19 protein-coding genes are annotated in these 25,496 nt (G+C 34.1%); 13 read left to right on the forward strand and 6 right to left on the reverse strand.

The features are described 5' to 3' along the window. Positions 1-3: 3 nt before the first annotated feature. From KQA_RS0203605 to KQA_RS0203655, 12 genes are all read left to right on the forward strand, one after another. Positions 4-1,746, forward strand: coding sequence for an efflux RND transporter periplasmic adaptor subunit (locus tag KQA_RS0203605; protein WP_010178169.1), 1,743 nt, complete (start codon positions 4-6; stop codon positions 1,744-1,746). Next, positions 1,746-3,350 (forward strand): OLD family protein, encoded by a 1,605-nt coding sequence (locus tag KQA_RS20165; RefSeq protein ID WP_010178171.1) that lies wholly within the window; start codon positions 1,746-1,748, stop codon positions 3,348-3,350. Before KQA_RS0203605 ends, KQA_RS20165 begins: the two co-directional genes overlap by 1 nt. A 55-nt stretch (positions 3,351-3,405) precedes the next feature. Further along, on the forward strand, positions 3,406-3,723 hold the full coding sequence (locus KQA_RS20980; RefSeq protein ID WP_394330913.1) for a DUF6660 family protein: 318 nt from the start codon (positions 3,406-3,408) through the stop codon (positions 3,721-3,723). A 118-nt stretch (positions 3,724-3,841) separates the two neighbouring features. Continuing rightward, positions 3,842-8,263, forward strand: a complete 4,422-nt coding sequence (locus KQA_RS0203615) for a CusA/CzcA family heavy metal efflux RND transporter (RefSeq protein WP_010178181.1) — start codon at positions 3,842-3,844, stop codon at positions 8,261-8,263. Position 8,264: 1 nt separating this feature from the next. Next, positions 8,265-9,488 carry an efflux RND transporter periplasmic adaptor subunit gene (locus KQA_RS0203620; protein WP_010178184.1) on the forward strand — a complete coding sequence of 408 codons (1,224 nt, stop codon included), beginning with the start codon at positions 8,265-8,267 and terminating at the stop codon, positions 9,486-9,488. 10 nt (positions 9,489-9,498) lie between these two features. Next, positions 9,499-9,915, forward strand: a complete 417-nt coding sequence (locus tag KQA_RS0203625; RefSeq protein ID WP_010178186.1) for a Fur family transcriptional regulator — start codon at positions 9,499-9,501, stop codon at positions 9,913-9,915. A 53-nt stretch (positions 9,916-9,968) separates the two neighbouring features. Further along, entirely contained in the window at positions 9,969-10,331 is a 363-nt protein-coding gene (locus KQA_RS0203630; protein ID WP_010178188.1) for a DUF3703 domain-containing protein, read from the forward strand. Further along, positions 10,328-12,298, forward strand: coding sequence for a heavy metal translocating P-type ATPase (locus KQA_RS0203635; RefSeq protein ID WP_010178190.1), 1,971 nt, complete (start codon positions 10,328-10,330; stop codon positions 12,296-12,298). The genes KQA_RS0203630 and KQA_RS0203635 overlap by 4 nt, the downstream gene beginning before the upstream one ends. A gap of 375 nt (positions 12,299-12,673) precedes the next feature. Next, a complete protein-coding gene (locus tag KQA_RS0203640) occupies positions 12,674-15,223 on the forward strand; it encodes an HWE histidine kinase domain-containing protein (RefSeq protein WP_010178192.1) in 2,550 nt (849 codons plus the stop codon). After that, entirely contained in the window at positions 15,224-15,673 is a 450-nt protein-coding gene (locus tag KQA_RS0203645) for a response regulator (RefSeq protein ID WP_010178194.1), read from the forward strand. Positions 15,674-15,731: 58 nt separating this feature from the next. Next, complete coding sequence (locus KQA_RS0203650) at positions 15,732-16,292, forward strand: biliverdin-producing heme oxygenase (protein ID WP_010178196.1); 561 nt, start codon at positions 15,732-15,734, stop codon at positions 16,290-16,292. Between the two features lie 325 nt (positions 16,293-16,617). After that, positions 16,618-17,061 (forward strand): hypothetical protein, encoded by a 444-nt coding sequence (locus KQA_RS0203655; RefSeq protein ID WP_010178198.1) that lies wholly within the window; start codon positions 16,618-16,620, stop codon positions 17,059-17,061. A 45-nt stretch (positions 17,062-17,106) separates the two neighbouring features. On the opposite strand, the gene KQA_RS18445 is transcribed toward KQA_RS0203655, so the two are convergent. Both KQA_RS18445 and KQA_RS19465 read right to left on the reverse strand, forming a co-directional pair. Next, positions 17,107-17,556 carry a response regulator gene (locus KQA_RS18445; protein WP_010178200.1) on the reverse strand — a complete coding sequence of 150 codons (450 nt, stop codon included), beginning with the start codon at positions 17,554-17,556 and terminating at the stop codon, positions 17,107-17,109. Further along, positions 17,556-21,578 carry a chemotaxis protein CheB gene (locus KQA_RS19465; protein ID WP_010178201.1) on the reverse strand — a complete coding sequence of 1,341 codons (4,023 nt, stop codon included), beginning with the start codon at positions 21,576-21,578 and terminating at the stop codon, positions 17,556-17,558. Before KQA_RS19465 ends, KQA_RS18445 begins: the two co-directional genes overlap by 1 nt. Positions 21,579-21,883: 305 nt before the next feature. Here KQA_RS19465 and KQA_RS0203670 point away from each other — a divergent pair, with 305 nt between their 5' ends. After that, positions 21,884-22,321, forward strand: coding sequence for a response regulator (locus KQA_RS0203670; RefSeq protein ID WP_010178203.1), 438 nt, complete (start codon positions 21,884-21,886; stop codon positions 22,319-22,321). 30 nt (positions 22,322-22,351) lie between these two features. On the opposite strand, the gene KQA_RS0203675 is transcribed toward KQA_RS0203670, so the two are convergent. The 4 genes from KQA_RS0203675 to KQA_RS18455 all read right to left on the reverse strand — a co-directional run bounded on the left by KQA_RS0203675 (position 22,352) and on the right by KQA_RS18455 (position 25,487). Next, positions 22,352-23,887 (reverse strand): hybrid sensor histidine kinase/response regulator, encoded by a 1,536-nt coding sequence (locus KQA_RS0203675; protein WP_010178205.1) that lies wholly within the window; start codon positions 23,885-23,887, stop codon positions 22,352-22,354. A 263-nt stretch (positions 23,888-24,150) separates the two neighbouring features. Next, on the reverse strand, positions 24,151-24,879 hold the full coding sequence (locus KQA_RS0203680; protein WP_198283101.1) for a protein rep: 729 nt from the start codon (positions 24,877-24,879) through the stop codon (positions 24,151-24,153). Continuing rightward, positions 24,858-25,169, reverse strand: a complete 312-nt coding sequence (locus tag KQA_RS0203685) for a hypothetical protein (RefSeq protein ID WP_010178209.1) — start codon at positions 25,167-25,169, stop codon at positions 24,858-24,860. Before KQA_RS0203685 ends, KQA_RS0203680 begins: the two co-directional genes overlap by 22 nt. A gap of 42 nt (positions 25,170-25,211) precedes the next feature. Then, positions 25,212-25,487: a helix-turn-helix domain-containing protein gene (locus tag KQA_RS18455; RefSeq protein ID WP_010178211.1), complete on the reverse strand. Its 276-nt coding sequence runs from the start codon at positions 25,485-25,487 to the stop codon at positions 25,212-25,214. Between the last annotated feature and the right edge of the window lie 9 nt (positions 25,488-25,496).

Consider the following 25,496-nt stretch of genomic DNA (forward strand, 5'->3'; position numbering starts at 1 on the left):
AGTATGAACAAGAACATTTTATATATAGCAATTGCACTAATCGTGGGACTACTAGGTGGATGGCTCATTTTTGGTAGTTCAGGTAGTGATGCCAAGGCAAACAAGGACGTTTCTGAAATGTCAGATACCCACGACCATTCTGGCGAATCAGAAAACCAAATGTGGACCTGCTCAATGCACCCACAGATTATGCAGCCCGAACCAGGCGACTGCCCTATATGTGGAATGGACTTGATACCTGCTGAATCTGGTGCAGATGGTCTTGCAGTTAATGAGATTAAAATGACAGAAAATGCAATGGCACTGGCAAACATTCAAACTACTATTGTAGGTAATAGCAGTATGTCAGAAGATGATGGAATGATTACGCTTTCGGGCAAAATCGCCACCAACGAAGAAAACAATGCTGTACAAGCAAGCTATTTTGATGGGCGTATCGAGCGTTTGAATGTTAATTATGAAGGCCAAAAAGTAAATCGTGGTCAATTACTGGCCACCATTTATGCACCAAATTTAGTAGCTGCACAGCAAGAATTGCTCACAACCGCTTCATTAAAAGAATCGCAGCCTGAATTGTACAAAGCAGTGCGAAATAAATTAAAGCTCTGGAAACTTTCAGAAGCCCAAATTGATGCGATTGAAACTTCAGGAAAAGTGCGAGATAATTTCCCCATTTATGCCACCGTTTCAGGTACTGTTTCAGAAGTGATGGCAAGAGAAGGCGACTTTGTAAAACAAGGTCAGCCTATTTTGAAAGTAAGCAATTTGAATTCGGTTTGGGCAGAATTTGATGCCTATGAAAATCAGATTTCAGATTTAAAAGTAGGTCAGAAAATAAAGGTAGTAACCAATGCCTATGTCGATAAAGAATTTGACGCCACGGTTTCTTTTATTGATCCGATATTGAACAATGCAACAAGAACGGTTACCGTTAGAGCAACACTTAAAAATACAGATGACCTTTTAAAACCAGGAATGTTTGTAACGGGTAAACTCAAAGGGGAAATGATGATGACTACCGAAGTGATAACAGTTCCTGCAAGTGCTGTGATGTGGACTGGCGAACGCTCATTGGTCTATATAAAAACCAATCCCAACGAACCCGTTTTTGAAATGCGTGAAGTAACCATCGGAAACCGAAATGGCGAAAATTATGCTGTAACAGAAGGTTTACAAAATGGCGATGAGATTGTGACCAACGGAACCTTTACGGTAGACGCAGCAGCACAGCTACAAGGCAAAAACTCTATGATGAATCAGGGAAAGAAAGAGGATGCTATGATGCCAATGTCTGAAATGGAAATGGAATTTTCAGAGAATTTTCAAAGGCAATTTAATAAGTCCATCAAGCCTTATTTACAGATGAAAGATGCTTTGGTAGCGAGCGATGCAAATCAGGTTTCCGCTTTCGCGAAAGCGACATCAGTATCCTTAAAATCCGCAGATATTAAAAGTCTCGGTAGTATGGAACAATCACATATTAAGAAAAGTATCGAAATGCTCGATGCCATTGCAGCGAACGACAACCTGGAAAATCAACGCGACCATTTCGTGATATTAAATGAAAATATGGTGCCCATTGCGATGAGTGTAAATGGAACCGATGAGATGTTATATGTTCAGAAATGCCCGATGGCAAACAATAATAAAGGCGCGGTTTGGCTAAGCGCTGAAAAGGACATCAAAAATCCGTACTATGGTGAGCAAATGTTAACTTGCGGGAGCACAATAGATGAGATAAAGTGATGGGTAAAGAAGTTGAAACTGAGAATAGAGATAACGATTGGAGAAAAATCGTAGAAGGTGGTTATATGGGAATCATCAAAGGTTCTTTAAATAGAATTGCTGTCTTTGGACACGATACAATTTTAAACAATGTCATTAGATTACTCGTTAATGTTAATACAGATGGTGAAGAGGAAAATCAAAATGCAGATGAAGTTTTAGTAGCTTCAGACAAGTTTTTCATATTTAAAAATATGTGGAAACCAACTCTTGAGATTCTTTATGAAAAGTACTTGCCAGGAGTTGATTATGAATTCAATTGGATTATAGAAGCAACACCATATACTCTAACAATCTGTAAACTTACAGAAGAGCATTTTGAGGACGTTGAATTAAAGTACCTTATGGATCTTGCTAAACTTGATGATAATGACATAGAACATAATTTTTCTAAGGTTGTTGAAGATTTAGGCTTAAAAAATATGAATCTCGATAGCCACTTAGAAAAAAGATTGAGTCAATCTACGCTACCGTCAACTAACAAAGAAAAATTAGAGCTACTTTTTAGATTAATGAATTTTCCACCATTACAGGAATTAACTCTTTTTTATAGACGTTATGTTGAAAAAGTAAATAGAGAGCATAGAGAATTAGGCGTAGGGTTTACAACCATTGCAGAAGTGGAAATGCCCAAAATTGGTATGAGTGAAGCTCTTCACTACTCGTATTTTCAAATAGATCACGAAGTATTTAAAAAACACGGATTAAAAGGTTTTTCTATAAATCCTGAGCTTAAACAATTTTCCAAGCAATTTGAAAATATCAGAGCAAAAGCGCATTCCAGAAAAGATGAGCTTAAAGATGATATGATTTGTCCTTGTTGTGGTGAAAAACAAACTATTACTTTACCAGAAGAACTTCTTCAATACAAGTTGTTGTTAGAAAACACTAAGATAGCAGAAAAAATAGGATTTGTATATTTTAATGAGTTTATTGACGATTTTAAAAATTCTATGGCTGATAGACTTGGAAATTTCTTGCCAAATCTCAATAAAGTTAATAATCCTAAAATCATCATTTTAGTTGAGGGAGAAAGTGAGGAAATTGCTATACCAATCTTAGCATTCAGAAAACGATTTGTATTATCTCATAATGACATACAAGTCTATAATTCAAAGTCAAAGCAAAAATTGAAAGAAGACTTTTTCAATTTCCGAAGCAAATACCCTAAAAGAAAAATGGTGTGCTTTTTAGATTCCGATGCAACTAAAGAAAGAGATGATATTAATCGCGTCATACAGAATGAACAGAATAAATATAGAATGATCTTTATTGAGAATGGAACGTTTGAAGACTTATTTGATATTAAGTGTTCTGTGGAAATTTTAAACTATTTATATCCAGAAAAACCCAAGATTTTAGTTACAGATTTTGACCCTACTAAGGACTTTCTATCAAATATCAATAGAATTTTATATCAAAAGAAAAAAGCGTCTTTTGATAAAGTACTCTTTGCACGAACCATTGCCCTACGTATAAATATTGATAGTGTCCCAGAACCTATAAATCAGATTCTGGATATTGTAAAGGATTTCTCAGAGCCATCTAAATTTATTCGTAAATAATTTGAATAAAAACCTTTGCACACCAGTTGCATTATAATTCTGTTATCTTTGTGTTGTGAAAATTTTTACGCTCATATTCTCATTTTATCTGCTCGCGCTTAATTTTGCGCCTTGTAGTGATGCAAATGTTGACTCTTCTGAGGATAGCACGCAAATAGAATCATCACAAAATGATACTGACGATCACGACCACAACCTACTTGATATGTGTTCTCCTTTTTGTCATTGTCATTGCTGTCACGTTCACACGTTGGATTTTGGGTTAAATGTCTTAGACCTATACCATCCTGCAGACTATAAACTCTCTACAGTTTATTTTGACAGTATAGGTAAGGATATTTCCCTTTCCCTATTCCAACCACCACGGGCATAATTCAGTTTTTATAGGATAGCTATATCCTGTAGTGATGTTTCCCTTTGGGAGATATTATATGTTTTCGCTTTCGCGAAAGCGTACACCCATTTATTAACTGAATTAATACCACAATTAAATGATTAATAAAATCATTGATTTTTCAATCAATAATAAATTTATTATTGGGTTACTCACATTTGTACTTATCGGTGCAGGTATATGGAGTATGACACAAGTACCTATTGATGCTGTGCCCGATATTACAAATAACCAAGTACAGGTAATCACTCAATCACCTAATCTAGGGACTGAAGATATTGAGCAATTTGTAACCTATCCTGTCGAAATTGCGATGAGTAATTTACCTAATGTTCAAGAGATACGCTCTGTATCTCGTTTTGGGCTATCAGTGGTTACTATCGTATTCGATGACGATATTGGCACCTATTTACCACGACAGTTAGTTGCCGAAAAACTGCCCGAAGTACAAGAACAGATACCAGCAGGATTTGGAGAACCAGCAATGGGGCCTATATCTACTGGATTAGGAGAGATTTATCAATATACCCTTGAGGTAGATGATAAAATGCGTGATACATATACCGCAACAGAACTGCGTACAATACAAGACTGGATTGTACGTCGCCAGATGTCTATGGTGCCAGGTGTGGTAGAAGTCAATGCCTTTGGTGGTAATCAAAAGCAATATGAGGTGGCTGTAGATCCTAATGAGCTCCGTGCCATAGGTATCACAATATCTGACGTCTTTTCTGCCTTAGAAAACAACAATCAAAATACGGGAGGCGCTTATATAGAGCGTAATCATCAAGCAAACTTTATACGTGGCGAAGGTCTAGCAAGAACTACTTCTGACATTGAGAATATGGTAGTAAAAACCGTTAATGGTATTCCTATCAAAGTTAAAGATGTAGGGACAGTGAATATAGGAAGTGCTGTACGTTATGGTGCACTAACTAAGGACGGTAAAGGCGAAGCCGTAGGCGGAATGATTCTAATGCTCAAAGGAGCAAACTCTAACGAGGTTATCGAGAATGTGAAAACTCGAATGGAGCAAATTCAAAAATCTCTGCCAGAAGGCGTGAGCATTGTTCCATTTCTAGACCGTAGTGAATTAATTGCAGAAACTACTGGAACGGTAACTGGTAATTTACTGGAAGGTGGACTAATAGTGATTTTTGTATTAGTTCTCTTATTAGGAAACTGGCGTGGTGGTCTTATTGTGGCCTCTACCATTCCACTATCTCTTCTTTTTGCATTCATTTTGATGAACGTTTTTGATGTATGGGCAAACTTAATGAGCTTAGGAGCTATTGATTTTGGAATCATTGTAGATGGCTCTGTAATCATTGTAGAAGCCACCGTTTTTTTGATGTATTCATACATCGTTAAAAAACACAGCGTTGATGAAGGTAACGCTGAAGTTTATACTGAGCGCAGTCGAAGTGCGAAAGCGGAAAACAGAAAATCATTTAATGACGAAATAGCAGCAAAGGCGTCTAAAAAAATGATGAATGCAGCCTTTTTTGGTCAGCTCATTATACTTATTGTATTTCTTCCCATTTTAGCACTAGAAGGAGTCGAAGGTAAAATGTTTCAACCTATGGCGCTCACATTCATTTTTGCAATGATAGGTGCAATGATATTGTGTCTTACTTATGTTCCAATGGTTTCGGCGTTATTCTTACGAGTGCCTAAGAACGATAAAAAATCATACGGAGATAAATTTGTCCATTGGGTAGAACGTAAGTACGAACCGCTTCTCACTAAATCCCTAAGCAAAGGAAAGATAATTGTAAGTGTTGCCGTTGCACTTTTTGCGGTTGCCATTTTTGCTTTTACAAGAATGGGTGGAGAATTTATACCACAATTAGATGAAGGTGACTTAGCATTTCACGCTATTTTAAAACCAGGAAGTTCACTTACTGAAACTATCGAAACCACAACAAAGATTGAGCGTATTGTTAAATCTGAGTTTCCAGAGGTAAAAACCATCATAAGCCGTATAGGTGTTGCAGATGTTCCTACAGACCCAATGCCTATGGACATTGCAGATGTATTTGTGATTTTAAAACCTAGTGACGAGTGGACATCTGCTAGTTCAAAAGAAGAACTGCTGGATAAAATGAAGGAAGCCGTTAGCATTGTGCCTGGTGTAAATTTTGAATTCACTCAACCTATAGAAATGCGATTTAATGAGTTGCTCACAGGTGTGCGTGAAGATGTTGCTATAAAGCTTTTTGGCGAAGACCTAGATATACTGGCTAGCAAAGCCGAAGAGATGGGTAGAATTATTGCAAGCGTTCCTGGTGTGGCAGATATGAAGGTGGAAGCTACAGACGGTTTGCCTCAAATCACTGTAAACTACAATCGGAATAAACTAGCACAATATGGTTTAGAAATTAATCAGCTTAATAGCGTGGTACAAGCTTCATTTGCTGGTGGTAAAGCAGGTGTCATATTTGAAGGAGAAAAAAGATTTGACCTTGTTGTGCGATTAAAAGCTGAAAACAGGACGAGTATCAATGACATTCAAAATCTATTTATCAATTTGCCATCAGGAGCTCAAATTCCCTTAAAGGAAGTGGCAAACGTTTCTTATGAACCTGGGCCTATGCAAATAAGTCGTGATAATACAAATAGAAGAACCTATGTAGGTATTAATATTAGAGGTCGTGATGTAAAATCTGTTGTAGAGGATATACAAGTGAGACTGGATGAGCAATTTGAATTACCATCTGGTTACTTCTTGCGCTATGGTGGTGCTTTTGAGAATTTGGAACGTGCTAGTAATCGATTGCAAACCGTCGTGCCTATTGCGCTCCTACTTATTTTTATACTTATCTATTTTGCCTTAAAATCATTTCCGCAGACGTTAATGATTTATCTCGCAATTCCTATGGCAACTATAGGTGGTGTATTTGCACTATGGTTACGTGATATGCCATTTAGTATTTCGGCAGGTGTTGGTTTTATTGTGCTCTTTGGGGTTGCGGTTCTCAATGGACTTGTAATGATAAGCGGTCTTAATGAATTAAAAGAAGAAGGTGTCACAAACTTACGAGACAGAATTGTAGAAGGAACAAAGCGCAGGATAAGACCAATTATGCTTACCGCATTTACAGATATTCTTGGGTTTTTGCCTATGGCCATATCATCATCTGCTGGTGCAGAAGTACAACGGCCACTTGCAACCGTAGTTATAGGTGGATTATTGACCTCTACCTTACTTACACTTTTTATTCTTCCTATATTTTATCAATGGGTAGAAAAGCGTTCAGAACGCAAAATGAAGCTTAATCCACATTATGTAACTGCCACAGCAGTCGTCTGTTTGTTCTTTTTCATACCAAGTGCAAGAGCACAAGAAGTGACGAGAAGAATGGATACAACTATTTTGCAGCAACAAGGCTATCCAGAGATTGCCCTAGATAGTGCTGTAGTGCTAGCAAAACAGAATTACCCATCATTGCAAACTGGTAAATTAGAAGTAGAACGTCAAAATATGCTCAAGGCTAGTGCCTACGATTTGGGAAGCACACAAGTTTTTACTGGTGGAGAAGAAATAGCAAATGGTCAGGGAATTTATACCTTAATAGGAATCGGACAGCAAAATATTGATTTACTAGGTATTGGCGCAAAAAAGCGATTGAAAAAACAACGTATCGCTCTAGCTGAAGCGGCTTATAATCTTACCGAACTTCAAGTTACTCAAGAGTTAAAAAATGCGTGGTCAGAAGCTTTTCAGCAAAAACGTAAGATGAAATTGTACAAGGAACTAGACTCGATTTACAGTCAGTTTTCAAAAGCAGTCCAACTTAATTTGGAAGTAGAAGCCATCTCACGATTAGAATTTGCTTCTGCAAAAAATCAAGCATTGCAAATTAAAAATAAATATCATCAAGCACAACGAGATTATAGCATAGCATTGCATAAACTAAATCTTTGGTTAGGTTCGGAGATTATTTATACGGTGCCCGATGACTATCAATCTAATGTCATTGGTTTTAATTATAATAAGGATTTAAATGAGCATCCAGAATTATTGCTTTCGCGAAAGCGTGTGGATGAAGCCGAAGCTAATTATGATGTAGCACGGGCAAATTTGTTACCTACATTTAATTTACAAGGCGGCATACAGCAAGTAAATGGAAATAGTGGGTTTTATACCTATCAAGCAGGTATATCCATACCTCTTTTTTCTGGTTCCGATAGAAGTCGAGCTAAAGCTGCAAAAATTGAAAGCCAAATAGTCAGCACTAATGCAGATTTTAAAGAGCGACAGATTGAATCAGAATATCAACAAGCGGTTCAAGCCTATCAGAAGTGGGAAGAAGCTTGGCAATTTTACAAAAATGAATCCTTACCACTTGCAAAAGAGCAACGTAAAGGAGCATTACTGGCTTATCGAGAAGGTGCGGTAGACTACGCTGCATTTACCCAGATTATTCGTGATGCCATACAAACAGAAATGGATGCGCTAGAAGCGCTAGACCAGTATTTAACTGCATTGTTCAAACTTGAATATTATACCTTATAAAATGAAAAACTTAAAAACATATAAATGGATTGGGCTGCTATTGATTGTTATCACAATGACAGCTTGTGGAGACACAAAAAATGAAACGTCTAAAAAGGGTGATGAACATTCGGAATCTGAATCTAAACATAGCGATGGTGAACATAATGAAGAAAATCACGCTGAAGGCGAAGAAGTAATGTTGACTACAAGACAGTTCGAGGCTTTGCAGATGTCTATAGATACATTACAAACGCGCAGTATGAGTGGTTATGTAGAGGCTAATGGACAGCTAGAAGTGCCACCACAAAATGAGGCAACTATTACAACTGTAATAGGTGCAAACGTCGTTTCTATCGAGGTTATAGAAGGAAATGAAGTTAAGAAAGGGCAAGTTGTTGCCTACATATCACATCCCAGCATTATTGAGAAACAAACGATGTATCTTAACGCATACAGCAATAGTCAGTTTCTTAAAAAATCTTTTGACAGACAGAAAACCCTTTATGATGCTGGTGTAGGTAGCGGTGCTAATTTTCAAAGTGCAGAAGCCGAATACAAAGCCTCGCTCGCGATGGTAAATGGTCTGGAAGCTCAGTTAAAACAACTTAACATAAATGCTTCAGGTGTCAGAAATGGAACGATTTATCAGCGTGTAGCGCTACGCAGTCCCATTGAAGGATTTGTGCAAAAAATAGAAATAAAAACCGGTCAGTATGTAGAGCCACAAACAGACTTAATGGATATAGTAAACACGCTTCACGTACACGCCGATTTGATGGTTTTTGAAAAAGATGTCTATAAAATTGAGAAAGGACAAAAAGTAACGTTCAATGTCCAGTCCATTCCTGGAAAACAACTCTCAGCAGAAATTTACTCGATAAGCAAAACTTTTGAGGAAAACCCAAAAGCATTGCACGTGCACGCGGAAATAGAAAATAAGGCTGGAAACCTTATTCCCGGAATGTATATTCAAGGACGTATCCAAACAGATAAAGCAACCACCACGGCATTTCCAGAAAGTGCAATTTCTATTGAAGGAGAAAAAGCTTTTGTTTTTAAGGCGATGAAAGAAGGTAATGACTGGAGCTTTGTTCCTATAGAAATTGTAACAGGAGCAAAAGATGGAGATTGGGTAGCCGTTAGCTTTTTAGGACCAAATAAAAAAGATGAGCAATATGCTATGAATAATGCCTATTACCTAATGGCAGAAATGAAAAAAGGAGAAGCAGAACATAGCCATTAAAAACTATCAAATGACAGAAATAGAAAAAACATTAGAAAATTATCAAGTACGTCCTACGGCGATGCGCATTTTGATTTATAAGTATTTGGCTGAAAAGGAAATTGCAGTAGCACTAACAGATATTGAGTCCGCTTTCGCGAAAGCGGAACGCACCACACTATATCGTACACTCAAAACCTTTGAAGAAAAGAAAATTGTACACCAAATAGATGATGGCACGGGCATTTCAAAGTATGCCTTGTGCGAAAAGGGTTGTAACTGTGAGATTGAACAAGATTTACACTTACATTTTCATTGTAACAATTGCAATGAAACAGTATGTCTTACGGAACATAAAATTCCACAAATCAAAGTACCTGACGGCTATATAGCCGAAGATGTAAACCTTGTTGTAAAGGGAATATGCGAGAAATGTAGTGGGCAATAAATGCACTTCTGTTGCACTAGTTATTAAACTACTTTTATAAAAAATCATTGGATATGACGTTAAATATTAAAATACCAAGACATCTAAAACAGGCATATTGTAAAGAATTAGAGTTGTACCGCAATAATTTAAAAATGGAACAATTTACTATTGCCTGGCATCATTTAGAAAGGAGTCATATTGTAGGTCAATCTTATCCCATTGAACATACCTATTCACATTGGTTAATGTTGAAATTTGGGTTTATGCAAAAGAATACTAAAGAAGTATTTGGTCAAATAATCAGATTAGTTGTTGGTGGTTGGAAGTCGTTTATTAATCACGTGCCACTAGGAAATACAGGAGGTTCAAATGTGCCACCATTAAAACGTATGCCTATGCCAAATGACATAATTAATTTATTCAATAGTAAATGAAAAAGAAAAAAGTAAACTTAAGAGACTTAGACACGCAAAAACATTCTGGCGAGCACAGCCACGATGACGGTCACAATCATAGCAGTCCTCCAGACGAAGTGTCTAATTTGAAAACATATATTCCTGCGATTTTCAGTTTTGTAATGCTTATAATAGGTATTGCAGTTGATTATTTTGACGCGCTACCATTTTTCAAAGGATGGGTAAGAATCGTATGGTACACCGTAGCCTATATTCCTGTTGGGCTTCCAGTAATTAAAGAAGGCCTGAAAAGTATCAGAAATGGAGATTTCTTTACGGAGTTCTTTTTAATGTCCATTGCAACTTTGGGTGCATTTGCCATAGGAGAATACCCAGAAGGTGTAGCTGTAATGTTATTTTATGCTGTGGGCGAATTGTTTCAACAAGCAGCGGTGAATCGGGCAAGAGGAAACATTAAAGCTTTGTTAGACGTACGACCTAATGAGGCGTTAGTATATCGAAATGGCGACTTCATTTCGGTTAATCCTGAGACGGTTAAGATTGGCGAAAAAATTCAAGTGCGCGTAGGAGAAAAAGTACCACTTGATGGTATTTTGCTTTCAGATAAAGGTTCTTTCAATACCGCTGCTCTTACTGGAGAAAGCAAACCAGACACTATTCAAAAAGAAGCGTCTGTCTTTGCAGGAAGCATCAATCTCGATGGAGTTATTGAGGTAGAAACTACTAAGGAGTTTAAAGACAGTTCTATCGCACGTATTCTGGATATGGTGCAGAACGCAACCGCTCGTAAATCTAAAACCGAGTTGTTTATTAGAAAATTTGCTCGTGTTTATACGCCTATCGTTGTATTTCTGGCAATTGGTCTGACTTTTCTTCCTTATTTCTTTGTTGACGGTTATGTGTTCAGAGACTGGCTATATCGAGCTTTAATCTTCCTTGTGATTTCTTGTCCTTGTGCTTTGGTAATATCCATTCCGCTGGGATATTTTGGTGGATTGGGTGCTGCATCTCGCAACGGAATCCTGTTTAAAGGCGCATCATTTTTGGATGCAATGACTAAGGTGAATACCGTGGTAATGGATAAAACCGGTACGGTAACAAAAGGAGTATTTAAAATTAAGGAAGTTGTAAATGATTCCGCTTTCGCGAAAGCGGACTTTATGAAATACCTAATGGCAATGGAAGAGCAATCCACACATCCCATCGCCAAAGCCATTATGGAATACAAAGCCGAAGGTGCCGACTATGATGCAACCGACGTAACTGAAATCGCGGGAAAAGGATTGAAAGGAACCATAAACGGAAAAACCGTGCTGGTAGGAAACAAAGCTTTAATGACTTCAAATAGCATTGATGTCCCTTCAGAAACTGATACTATTGTGGAATCTATAGTAATGGTAGGAATAGATGGCAAATTTGCAGGTTACGTAACGATTGCAGATGAACTGAAGGAAGATGCCCATCAGGCGATTAAGCAAATTCGCGAGGCTGGTATTTCAAAAATCATAATGCTGTCTGGGGATAAAGATTCCATTACGCAAAAAGTCTCTAAAGAATTAGGTATTGATTGGGCAAAAGGTGGTTTGTTGCCAGAAGATAAGCTTAACGAAGTAGAAAAACTCAAAGCACAACCAGATACAACAGTCGCTTTTATAGGCGATGGTATTAATGACGCACCAGTTTTGGCAGCAAGTGATGTTGGTATGGCAATGGGTGGTTTAGGAAGTGATGTTGCCATAGAAACGGCAGATGTTATCATTCAAAACGACCAACCTTCAAAAATTGCCCGTTCTATAAAAATAGGACGTTCTACCAGAAGTATTGTTTGGCAAAATATTGTTTTAGCCTTTGGCGTAAAAATTATAGTTCTCATTTTAGGAGCCGGTGGACTAGCCACAATGTGGGAAGCTGTTTTTGCAGATGTAGGTGTTGCCTTGCTTGCAATTTTAAATGCTGTCAGGTTGCAAAAGATGAAGTGGAACTAAATCCTTGCAGCCTGATTATTTATAAACATTGATTTTGAGATGATTAAGTTAACATCGTCATTCAAAAAGTTCGAACTCTTTCGCTTGGAGCCCACAGAAAACTCCCGAATCAATAATGATTACGGGAGTTTCTATTTTTGGTCGACAATGTGGTCGACAATTTTTAATTGTTATCGCACACAAAATTTACTTAAGTAACCAAAAACTTAAGTTTTTGATTTTTTTTTTTCATAAAACACATATTTTTCTAATATTCTATGCTACAACTTTCTAGCTTAATATATAATATGTATTACGAAAATTTCACTTAAAGTATAATAAATAATATTTTTTGAGTCTTGTTTTTTTCGGATATTATACAAATAATAGAAAACTATGAATCAAGTAGAAATTGAGCACAAATTAAAAGCTGAAAAAGAAGCAATTCAAAATTGCGAAACGATACCCATTCATAATATTGGTTATATTCAGCCCTATGGTTGTTTACTTGCTGTTGATTACAATACACATATTATAGTAAGTGTTTCCAAAAACATTTCTGATGCCCTCAATTTACCGATCGATAAAGTATTAGGAGCCAAGTTTAATGATGTATTACCTAGAGAAATTGTGCATAAATGTAATAATGCACTGGCTCATAGCACGATTAAAACTCAACGAGAGTTCGTTGGTCAATTAACTACAAAAGATGGACATAATGATATTTACGCTCATGTAAAGGGCGAGCATCTTATTTTAGAATTTCAAGCTAGTAAACAAACTGTTGATGATAAGTTACAAATGCTTGACAATGTTCATCGTATAGTTTCTCGATTAAACTTAATAAGTGATATACCTACTTTATTAGAAAATATGGTAGTCGAATTTCGAGCTATTTCGGGATTCAATAGAGTAAAGGTTTATCGTTTTTTAAGTGATGGCTCTGGAGAAGTTGTTGCAGAATCTAAAGAACCACAGGTAAACTCTTTTTTGGGACTCCGTTTTCCAGCTAGTGATATTCCTCAAAGTGCTCGTAAACTATATGAAACAACTCCAATTCGTATAATCCCATCTATAAGTGCAGTACAAGTAGATATTTTATCTATCGGTGAGAAACAGGAACCTTTAGACTTATCATTAGCTTTATTTAGAGGTCATGTTCCTGTTCATATGTTGTATTTGAAAAATATGGGAGTGGAGGCTACTCTTACTCTTCCCATAACAGTCAATGGAAAGTTATGGGGACTTTTTGCTTTTCATCATGTGGAAGAAAAAATGTTGGATGCTGAAATCATTTCTGCCCTAGAAATATTAGCAGGTTCAGTTTCATTAATTTTAAATTCGATTATTCATAAAAAACGAACGGATAATATAGAAGCTTGTATGAGAGTTTCATCTTCTCTTTTTGTTTCTGATGATAGCGCTCTAGGTTTTACTTCCTATTGGGAAACGGCAAGTTCTCAACTAGCAACATTAATTAATTGTGATGGGGTAGGGCTACTAAGTGAAGACCGATTTGATAGCTATGGCGTTTGCCCTACTGAAGCACATGTTCGTGAATTATGCAAAAGATTAGATAGTATTTATGAATCCGAAGCAGCTACAGCAAAACCCATTGGAATAGATTCGATTGAATCTAAATTTCCCGAACTTAATTTGGGGGATATTGCGGGTGTAATGGCTATTCCTAATCCTGCCATGTCATACAAGTACCTTTTGTATTTCCGTAAGGATGAAAATAAAGTTATAAAGTGGGCAGGAAAACCAAACAAAGATATTTACAAAACTGAAGATGGGTTCAGATTAAACCCTAGAGCTTCATTTGAAGAATATATAGATTCGAAGAAAAAATCAGCTGAAAGTTTTACTAATAATGATATTATTATTGTTGAATCATTGCAGAACGCACTTGGCCGAACGATGTCTACTATTTTTACTCAATCACAACATCGAGAAAGACTTGGTTTAGTTATAAGGGAGTTAAATCACAGAGTAAGAAATATGTTAGCTTTAATTGGATCAATTATTACGCAATCTAAAAGTTCATCACATAATTTAGAGGAATTTATAAGTACACTTGAATCAAGATTACAAGCGTTGTCCGAAACGCAAAAACTCTTAACAGAGTTTAATTGGGAACAAATTAGCATTCATAAATTATTCTTAAATGCACTCATTCCTTATCATAATTATTTGGATGAACGGCTTTTGCTTTCAGGTGATGATATTTCATTATCACCAGACCTAGCATCTTTATTAGCTTTAATTTTAAATGAATTAGCTTCAAATGCCACTAAATATGGAGCTTTATCAAACTCCAAAGGGAAAGTTAAATTAAATTGGACTTTTGAAAAAGGTAAACTTTCAATTATTTGGAAGGAACAGGGAGGACCAAAGGTAAAAGAACCTACAAGACATGGTTTTGGTAGTACCTTGATTAAAGAGGCGCTTACTTATGAATATATGGCAGATTGTAAATTAAACTTTGATTCAGAGGGAGTTGAAGCTATATTTATTATCCCAGTGAAAAATGAATTTGTTTCTGTAGAAAAAGAATTAAAAAAAATGGTACTCAAGCCAAAAAGTATTAATTCATTTGTGGCTTTAGTTTTAGAAGATGATTATATAATAGCTAAAGAAATGGAAAGCCATTTAAATAGTTTAGGGGCAACTAAAGTTGATGCAGCACCTTCAATAGAATCTGCAATTGCTTGTATTGAGAAAACAACATACGATATCGCTTTTTTAGATGTAAATATTCGTGGTAAATTTAGTATAGAAGTAGCAGAGCTACTAAATAAAAAAAATATACCTTTTGTTTTCGCAACAGGATTTGGAAGTAAAGATCAAGAATTAAAAGAGACTGGTTGTTTGGAAATTTTAACAAAACCAGTAAGCAAAACACAATTGCTTAATACTCTGCAAATATTAAAATTAGGCTTATAAATGAATAATTCAAATCAAAAAAAACACGTCCTTATATTTGAGGATGATATCGACCTAGCAAGTCAATGGGTTAGGAAATTTAAAAAGGAAGGCATGGTTCCTTGTCATGCTATTAATATAGATGAAGCAGTTAGTTATTGCAATCAAATGGAGTTTGATGCCGTAGTACTTGATATTTTTTTAGTTGATGAAAAAGGAAATTTTTTACCACAAGGGGGATTAACGCTAATCAGTTATTTACGTAATTCATCATTAGGGAAAGTTCCTGAGTGGGGAAAAGAAGTCCCCGTTGTTATAGTTACAGGAGCCATTGTAAGTGGAGGTTTCGATCCAGTTTCCAATATTAAATCTTTAGGAGGCTCTTATAAGGTGGATTCTTTAAATAAACCGTTTACACCAGACGAACTTTTTGAAACTATTGAAAAAGTGATAAAAACGGAAGAGCATTAATTTGGCTAAATAAAACCATTATAATAGCGGTAACTTCGTTGTAATTTTATAAAAAGAAATGGAAAACGTATTAACTAAACTAAGACAGGAAACCAGTAAAATTCACCAAGAGCTACATGAGGATCCTTTGCTTAAATCCTGTGAACAAGGTCTAATGAATAAAAGTGAATATATCCAAATGTTAAAGGCATTTTATTCTCCTTGGAAACGCATTTCACCTTTTATTGCAAATGTTCCTATTGAAGCTTTAAAAACAAAGTTAGAGCATAGAAACCAAGCGATAAGAAAAGATTTGTATGAACTAAACGTTGAACCTAGTTTCTTAGAATTGACAACTGATATACAGAATATTGATGAGGATATTTTATTGGGTATCAGCTATGTGCTTATAGGTTCTAGTATGGGAGGAACTATATTAAGTGAAAAAATTAAATCATCTATGGGTGATGTTCCTTTATCATACATGTCTATGACTCCAAAAGAAGCTGGCTGGCCTGAACTAGTAGCTCAATTACGTGTTCTTGATGCCAAAAAACATACTTCGATCACTATTGCTGCCATAGAAACTTTTAAAGCAATACAAACTGAGCTTACTATGAGCACTATTAATAAAATATAGTTTGCTAAACTACCTCGGGGGAAAGCCCACGAGGCATTCGAAGCAAACAGACTTTTAAATCCGAGGCAAGTCTCCGGATAATATATTCCCTTTGGCGGTGTCAATAAAAACGGTAGTTTTTTATATAATTTAAGTAATGCAAAATTCTATATAGGAATCTCTTTGATTAGTTAATTCTATAGTTTTTACCCAATACATATGTTATTTGTCGATTATATATGTTTTTTAGCGGATTTTATAGCTTTTAAAAAGTGTGTAATTGGAAATAGAGTAGCATATTAAATTACTTTTATTATAATATGTTTAACCTTTAATTTCTAATATTATGGTAGCTACTTTTGGTCACATTCTTTTGGTGGATAATAATAGAGTATCAAATTTCTTTAATTTATTAGCTTTAAAGAAGTTTATAACTGTAAAAAGTATATTTACAAACCACATTCTTACCTTAGATAGTAATGAAGAGGCATTAAACTATATCAATACAAATAAAGAGTCAGACTCTGCACCCAATACAATTTTTATTAATATTCACTCTACCTCAAACGAGGGTTGGGAATTTTTAGAAAAATACAATTCTGATTACAAAAGATGTAATGTAGACAAAAATATAATTGTATTATACAAGAATAAGTTAACTGAGGAAGAGCAAAATATACTAAGTGGATATACTTTTGTAAGTGCTATTGCAAATAAAAATCTAGATACCAATTTACTTGAAAAATTGGAAAAATATGTGGGGGGAGAAAGAGAATCTATTATATTGTAATAAGGCTAATTAAATAAGTATCTTAAGGGTACACTATCTTCAGACTTATGAGGCACAATCATGAAGGTCTTCATCTGAGTTATACCAAGTATAGTTTTCTAAATAATATTTACTAATTCGATCCAAATCTTCTTTAGATAAAGGCTTTTCAATTAATTCATGCACCAAACCTGTGGCTTTCATTTTCATCCTGTCTTTTTCTAAATTTGTTGTAGATAAGACAACAATAAGTGTGTTTTCCCTTTCTTTAGGAGCTAAGGAGTTGGAATATTTAGCTAAAAACTCATAACCATCCATTTTAGGCATGTTAATATCTAAAAAAATAATATTAGGGGGCTGATTTCCTTTTCTTTTATAGAGGAAATCTAAGGCATCTAATCCATTTTCAGCTACAAAAACATCGTTTACTTTTTTCGAAATTTCGATCACTTTTTTGTTGTAAAAGTTTGTTGGCTTACTGTCATCTACTAATAAAATACTATTTATCTTTTCCATTATGTTTTTATTATTGGAATTTCAAATAAAAATTCTGAACCTTTTCCTTCTTCAGATTTTACTCGTATTTTTCCGTTATGATTCAACACTATTCGCTTGCAATTAGCTAAACCAATACCCGTACCTTCATATTCAACTTGGCTATGCAGTCGTTTGAAAACTTCAAATATTTTTTCATGATGCTCTTTGGAAATACCTATGCCATTGTCTTTGACATGAAATTCGAAACTTCTTGGTTTTTTTATATAACCTATGCTAATTCTAGGTTTATTATCTCCTCTATATTTTAAACTGTTTGAAATTAAATTTTGAAATAGTTGCTTAATTTGCAAAGCATCACAGACAATGTTAGGAAGTTTATCGACTGTAATTTCAGCTTTGCTTTCAATTATTGTTTGGTGTAAATCATCTTTTATATTTGATAGTAACTTATTTAAGTTAACCATTTCAAAGTTTAGTGATTTGTCATCTAATTGTGAGTACACCAATAAATCATTGGTGAGTGTAATCATCCTTGCAGATGCGCCTTCTATAAAGTCTATATACTGGAAAGCATTATCATCAAGTACTGCTTTATATTCATCTTTAAATAGCTTAGTAAAGCTGGTAACTGTTCTTAGTGGCTCTTTTAAGTCATGAGAAGCTAAATAGGCAAAACGCTCTAACTCAACATTAAGGTCTTTCATTTTCTTTTCAGACTCTTTTTTAGTGTTGATATCTAATATTGTTCCTACAATTTTTTTAATTTCCTTAGAATCTTCATTTTGTTTCATTTGAGCATTCACTCTATACCACTTGTAGCCTTCATTTTTTGTTTTAATTTTAACATCCTCTTGAAAAGGAATACCAGTTTCAACATGCTCTTCTAAACCTTCCCTGAAAACTTTAACTTGATCAGGATGCACTAAATCAATAAAATCACTAAATGATGTTTTTAATTCTCGTTTGGAATACCCTAATAATTTATAAATTTCGGGTGACCACCACGCTTTATCATTAAGTAAATCACTCCATTCCCATAGACCAGATTGAGTAGCAGAGATGGCTAACCTGTAGCGCTCTTCATTCACTTTTATTTTATCCTCCATCTCTTTAAAATCAGTAATAATTTGAGAGGTACCTAGTATGGAACTTACTTCCCCTTTTTTATTACGTTCATTAACGGTATCCGTAGCAAGGAGCCATATGGACTTTTTTGTTTTTTTATGCACCACTCTATATTCAAGCTGAAGCCTCTCGTTATTTCTTAGAGAAGTAAGCTTTTCGTGATGTTTTATAACATTATTCAAATCATCTGGGTGAATAATTGTAGGTAGCATGTTTGCTCCAAGTTCCGTAAGATCTTTTTCACTGTAACCTGCTATATCAAGAATATTTGAACTGGAATAAATATTCTTTTTATTTATTATATCATAGACATACACAGCTGCAGGGTTGGTGTCTAAAATGTGTGATAGAAAATTATTGGCTTTGTCTTTCTCCTTTATAGCAAATTTTAGTTCAGTAATATCTATAAAGTTGATGACCACTCCTTGTATAGCATCTTCCTGACTTCGGTATGGAAAAATTTGCATTAAAAACCAACTGCCGTTTGAGTTAGTGACCTCTTTTCTAAAAGGTTCTAATGTTTTTATAACCTGTCTTGAATACTCAATAAGATCTTGACCACCTAGAGTTCCCGAAAAGTGGCTAATTGAGCGCCCTACATCTTCTAACCTTAACTTAAAATGTTCTCTTATAGATGGGGTGTATTTTCTAATTTTAAAATCTCGATCTAAGAAAATAGTTCCAATGTTGATGTTTTTCATCAGGTTTTCAACATCTGAATTCAATTCAATCAACTGGGCATTTTTTTCTTGTAATTCCGCATTTACGGTGTGTAATTCTTCATTTAAGGATTGTAATTCTTCATTGGTACTCTGCAATTCTTCATTCGAGGCTAATAATTCTTCATTGGTAGCCTGCATTTCTTCGTTAGAAGTTTCTAACTCTTCAATAGTGGATTGTAAATTCTCTCTTGTTTCCGACAAGGCTTCTTTAAGCTCTTCTAATTGATTATCACCTGAGCTTATTGCTGGTAACAGCTTTAATGTATCTTCTTTAGTTATTACATGTTCAGAAGATTCTATAATAGTTATTAAATAGGAACGACTGGTATTAGACACAATACTTAGTGAGGAAACTACGAGTCTAATGTGTTTTAATACATTTCCTTCGGTAACTAACCTTATACTCTTTTCTATATTGGCATCGGTAGAGGAAGTTAATTTACGAACCGCACTAGCTATGGGAATATTTAATTCATCCGGTAGCATTTTTAATAAATTGTTGGAGTAGCCTTCATCAGGATAAACAAGATATTTTTTTAATTTCCCAACAGCATGTATTATTTCAAAGCTATCATCTATGCATATGCTTACTGCTGGCATGGTATCCATTAATAACTTATTAATGGATTTTGCTATCCTATCTTCTATGGATGAGTTGGTGTTTCTCGTTTTAAACCTAGAAGAACCTTCTTTTTCAACCCTCCAAATATCATTTCTGTTAATATTTAAAATACGTTCCGATTGTACGTTTTTATATATTTTCCACTTATTACTTATTTCCTCAAAATTTTTATTTAAAATCCCTAAATTTTCAGAACTCCCCAGGAAAAGGTATCCTCCTTTATTTAAAGCATAATGTATACTAGATAATACTTGAAGCTGGATATTATTTTCCATGTATATTAACATGTTTCTACAAGAAACCAAGTCCATTTTATTAAAAGGAGGGTTTTGTAAAATATCATGTTTAGAAAAAATAATACGTTTTCGAATGCTAGGATGTATTTGATAATCTGATTCCTTTTTAATGAAGTATTCATTCAGAATTTCAGCAGGTACTTCAGCCTCTATATTATGCTTATAAATTCCTTTGGTAGCTACATCAATACCCCTGTCATCAAGGTCAGTAGCAAACACTTTGTAATCTATATCTAAATTGTGCTTTCGCATGTAATCTTCAATCAAAATAGTAATAGAGTAGGCTTCTTCACCAGTGGAACAAGCAACCACCCATATTTTGATTGAATCTTCAGTATTTTTTTTGCTTGAAATGATGGCTGGTATTACTTCCCTTCTCATTATATCAAAGGCACTGGAGTCTCTAAAAAACTTAGTAACACCAATTAAATATTCTTGTGTTAGTAAGAATTTTTCTTCGGGATTATTATATAAGTAATCAATATAATTTTCAGCCGTTTGAGATTTGGTAATACTAATACGCTTAGCTGTTCTTCTTAACAAAGTGGGTTTTTTGTAGTAAAAGAAATCATAACCCGTGTAATTTTTTATAATTTTTAAAATACGATCAAGAGATTCTGCATTATCGGTCAAACCACCTTTAACAGTAGTATACACGTATTGCGGTTGCGATACAAAATCCACTAACTCTGCACCCATTTCTTCAGGATTCAAAATGTAATCCGCTAAACCTTGAGATATGGCGCTCCTAGGCATTCCATCAAAGCCTGAACTTTCTGGATTTTGAACAAAAACAGTACCTCCAACTTCCTTTATTTCTTTAGCCCCTTTTGTACCATCAGAACCTGTACCCGATAATATAACAGCTAAAGCTCTGTCCTTCTGCTCAATAGCAAGTGACTTGAAAAATAAATCGATGGAAAAATTAATTTGATTACTAGGAGGCCTCTCTTTTAATTCCAATTTTCCATTCTTTATCTGAATGTTTTTTACACCAGGAATTAAATACACATGGTTGGCGGTTACTTCATCACCTTCTTTGGCTTCTTTAACACTCATTTTAGTATGCCTTGATAAAAGTTCGGGCATAAGACTTTTGTAATCTGGTGATAGGTGTTGTATAATAACAAATGCAAAACCAGTATCGGAAGGACAATTATCAAAAAATTCTTCAAGAGCTTTTAAACCTCCAGCTGAACTTCCAATACCTATTACGTATAGCTGATCCTTTTTGGATTTATTTTTTTTTGTTTGTATAGAAATTGATTTATCCATAAAATTGGAAGGGTCGGTATGAGTTAATGTTGGGTAATCTAAATGTAAAAAAACTTTCTTATTACTTACAGTAGTAAAGTGGTTATTCGTTTGACGATTAACGATGTAATACCTGTAAAGTCGATTAAGTAAGCTTTAATATGTTAAATATAGTTTTTTCACAAAAAAAAACAGCCCTTTTTTTAACATTTCTAGGCCTTTAAATTAATTATTATAAAAAATGTGTTTTTGGTTTTATTAAAAAAAATACAGTTATTTACAGTGTTAGAAAATTAATTCTGACCTAATATTTCTAAACTAAAAACATGTGTGAATCCCCCCGTATCAACTGTGTATTACTTGTAGACGATAACCCTTCTACTAATTTTTTAAATAAAAAAACGATTACTGCTACTGGCTTAGTAAAAACTATAAATGTGGCTACCAACGGAGTTGAAGCTTTAGATTACATCCATAAAAGAGGAAAGTTTAAGGATAAAAACTGTCCAAAATCCAATATCATTTTTTTAGATATCAATATGCCCAAAATGGGAGGTTTTGAATTTTTAGAACACTATGAAAAATTGGATGAAGAACTAAAAGCTGATATTGTTATTGTTTTCCTAACCACATCCAACTGGGAAAAGGATAAATTAAAAGCCTATGGTAATGGATTCATTAACGATTATATTGAAAAACCATTATTAGAAGAAAAGTTTATAGAAATATATAATAGTTATATAGAAAATAAAGTGACCACCTAAGTTTAGGGATCACTTTATTAAAAATAATAATTAAACGCTAGTTTTTTCCTTTTTTAAGAGAAGTTTTGAAATCTTGTTTATTAAAACCTCTTGAGTGTATGGTTTTGGTATAAATGCATCCATACCTGCTCTATGAGCTTTCTCCCTTATATTTAAACTGGATATTCCGGAAACCCCTATAATGGGAATATCTTTAATAAATGAATCACTGTATGTTTTCCTTATGTGTGCTGCAAACTTTAAACCTGATATTCCAGGTAATTTAATATCCGATATTATTAGGTCATAGTGCCTTTTGCTTTCAAGGGCTTTTATTCCTTCTTCGGCTGTTGAAAAAGCATCTACAAAAAATGATCCGTCTCTTAATAATTGCTTCATAAATAAATACTGAGTATTTAATCTATTTTCAACCACTAAAACTCTGTATTTTTTACCTTTTGGTAATTTATATACGACCTCTTTTTTTTCTGGGTTATTGTTTTTTTTGGGTTTTGAAAATTGTAAATTTATTATAAACTCAGAACCAACTCCTTTTTCACTTTTTATATCAATACTACCTCCCATTAAATGAATTAAGCTTTTGGTTATGTTTAACCCTAAACCAATGCCATTTATAGAGGCGTCAACCTTTGAAAACGCATCAAATATTTGGTCTTGATCTTTTTTTGAAATCCCATAACCTGTATCTTTTACAATGATTTGTATGGCTTGTTTATTATTTTTTCCTTTTAATCTTGTAGCCGAAAAATGAATACTCCCTTCATCCGTATATTTTATAGCGTTATTTAATAAATTAGTTATTATTTGATACATACGCCTTTTGTCAGCGTATACAATAGGTTCAATCTTAGGATCTATTTCATTGGTAAACACAATGGGATTGCCCGTCTGTTCAATTAACTTATTAAATGGGGATACTGTAGAATTTAAAAATTCAACAAAATTAAAATTCTCTTTATTAAGTTTAAAACTTCCAGAATCTATTTGAGAAATATCCAACATATCATTAAATACAGCTTGCAAATATTCAGATTCATTTTTAATAAATTTAACAATTTCTTCTTGTTCGTAATCTAGATCCGTTTTTATAATCAAATCAACAAAACCTTTTATTGAGGTAATTGGAGTAGCTAATTCATGATTAACATTGGCTAAGAATTTATTTTTAAATTCCTCTTTATCTACTAATAAGTCATTATAATATTCAAGCTTGTTTGCCTTTATGAATGATTCATTCCTTTCTTGTGAAATATTATTTAAGTCTTTATACTTTGTGGTGTAATCATAAATAATAATATCTAATTCAGCATCTTCAAAGCTAAATTGAATATCACAAATTTTCTCGTTATTTGCTACTCTATTTATGTGAACCGACTGGTATGTAATGTCTTCGTTTTCTGAAGCATTAAGGGAGTTAATTATATTAAAAAAAGGATGAGCATCAAAAATAGTGTTACAATTATCCCATTCAGGAAATAGTTTATTGTCATTGAATACTATATTGCCGTCAAGATCAGTTGTTATTAACTGAATTTTCTTTAATATTTTTTCGTATTTTTTTTGCATCTACTCAGTTGTTTTTATAATTTTCTTATTTCAAAAACTAAATTGAAATAGTGTTTGCCCATACGTAACTCCAAACTAATTTTGATAAAATAGCTCGTTACAAAAATATCTTTAAAGTAGAATGAAATAAATTAGTGGTTATTTATTTTTAATAAAAAACGATAAAATACCTAAAATTTCTAAAAAGGATGCTTTTAACCTAAATAGTTGGTTTTTTTAATTACTGATTTTGTAAATGTTTACATCATTAATATGCTTATTTGTTATTTTAGTGTAACATTAATATTATTTTCCAATAGGGCTTGTAAATTACTAGGCATATTGTATTGTGTAAGTGCTTCACCTGTTGATGTGTTATTCCAATCATTGGTTTTGGCGTTAAATTCCCACTCTCTAAAATTATCTAATAAAGTAGCAGGGTAGTGTTTTAGTTTTGCTTCAGTAGGTAAGTTGAAGCCAAACCTATCAAAAATGCGTTTACTTTTCATAGCATTTAGAATAGTATACAGGGCATTCATGTAAATTTGAGGAGCAGCTGTTTCTTTAGCCCTTTTTTTAAGGTCAGGCTCTGTGAAAACCTTACTCCCGTACTTAATGATTTCAACAAGTGCATTATCCAGATTCCAAACTTTAACAGCCTTTTGCCCTTTTCTGTTTACGTAACCTTTCTTTGCTCTATCACACCATTCGTCAAGTAAAATATAAGCCATTTCCTTATTAGCAACAATAACATGTAAATGTGGATTGTACGTTTTTCGTAAAGGGTTAAAGTTAGATTCTAATGATTTGATACCCATTAACTTCATACCTTTTCCTCGTTGATGTCTTTTTTTGTGTTTGTCGATAATTTTAGAGAAGGTTTTGTTTAGTACATTGAAGTAACTACCCAACTGATGAGCTTTACAAGCTTTTACGGTTAGGGTTACAAAGTAAGGGTCTTCCCATTTTTCAATAACAGGCTTGTATCTGTTTATAATATCTGCTTTGCGAATACTACAACATAAAGTACAAAATCTATTTTTACAATATTTTCCATATAGTCGACCATTTGCCGTGTAGACTTTCTCTTGACAATAGTAGCTATTCCAACACGCTTTTTCAAACTCTGGCCACCGTTTTCTTGTGCAATACTTATTAAGTTGAGCATCATTATTTGAGTAATTGTTTTTCGCTTTGCTCTTCCTTTTAAAGCCTCTTTTTTGTTGAGGTCAGAGCCTTTTCCGTTTACGATTACTCGTTCTTTACTTAATTTTCTTGTCCCGTTTTCTGCTAATGTATACATAACACCTAATCAAAGTTTTGAGAATGCTCCATAAAAAAAAGGCTAAGCCCTTTTATATTTTAGGGACTTAACCTCAGTTAATGCATTTTCTAAATCAACTCTTTTTATTAGTTTAATTCTACCAACTTTTTGAGCAGATAATGTGCCTCTTTTAATATAGTTGTGTACGGATTGCTCAGATACTTTTAATACCTCAGCGGTTTCTTTTACGGTAAGATTTTCGGACTTTTCTTCTTCTACGGGCTTTTGTTTAAGTTCCAGTAATAAAGATTCAATGTTTGACAACCTTTCTACGATTGCCTTAAATGGATTATTCATAACAAACCT

Origin of the sequence: Aquimarina agarilytica ZC1, from assembly GCF_000255455.1 — a bacterium.
Taxonomy (GTDB): domain Bacteria; phylum Bacteroidota; class Bacteroidia; order Flavobacteriales; family Flavobacteriaceae; genus Aquimarina; species Aquimarina agarilytica.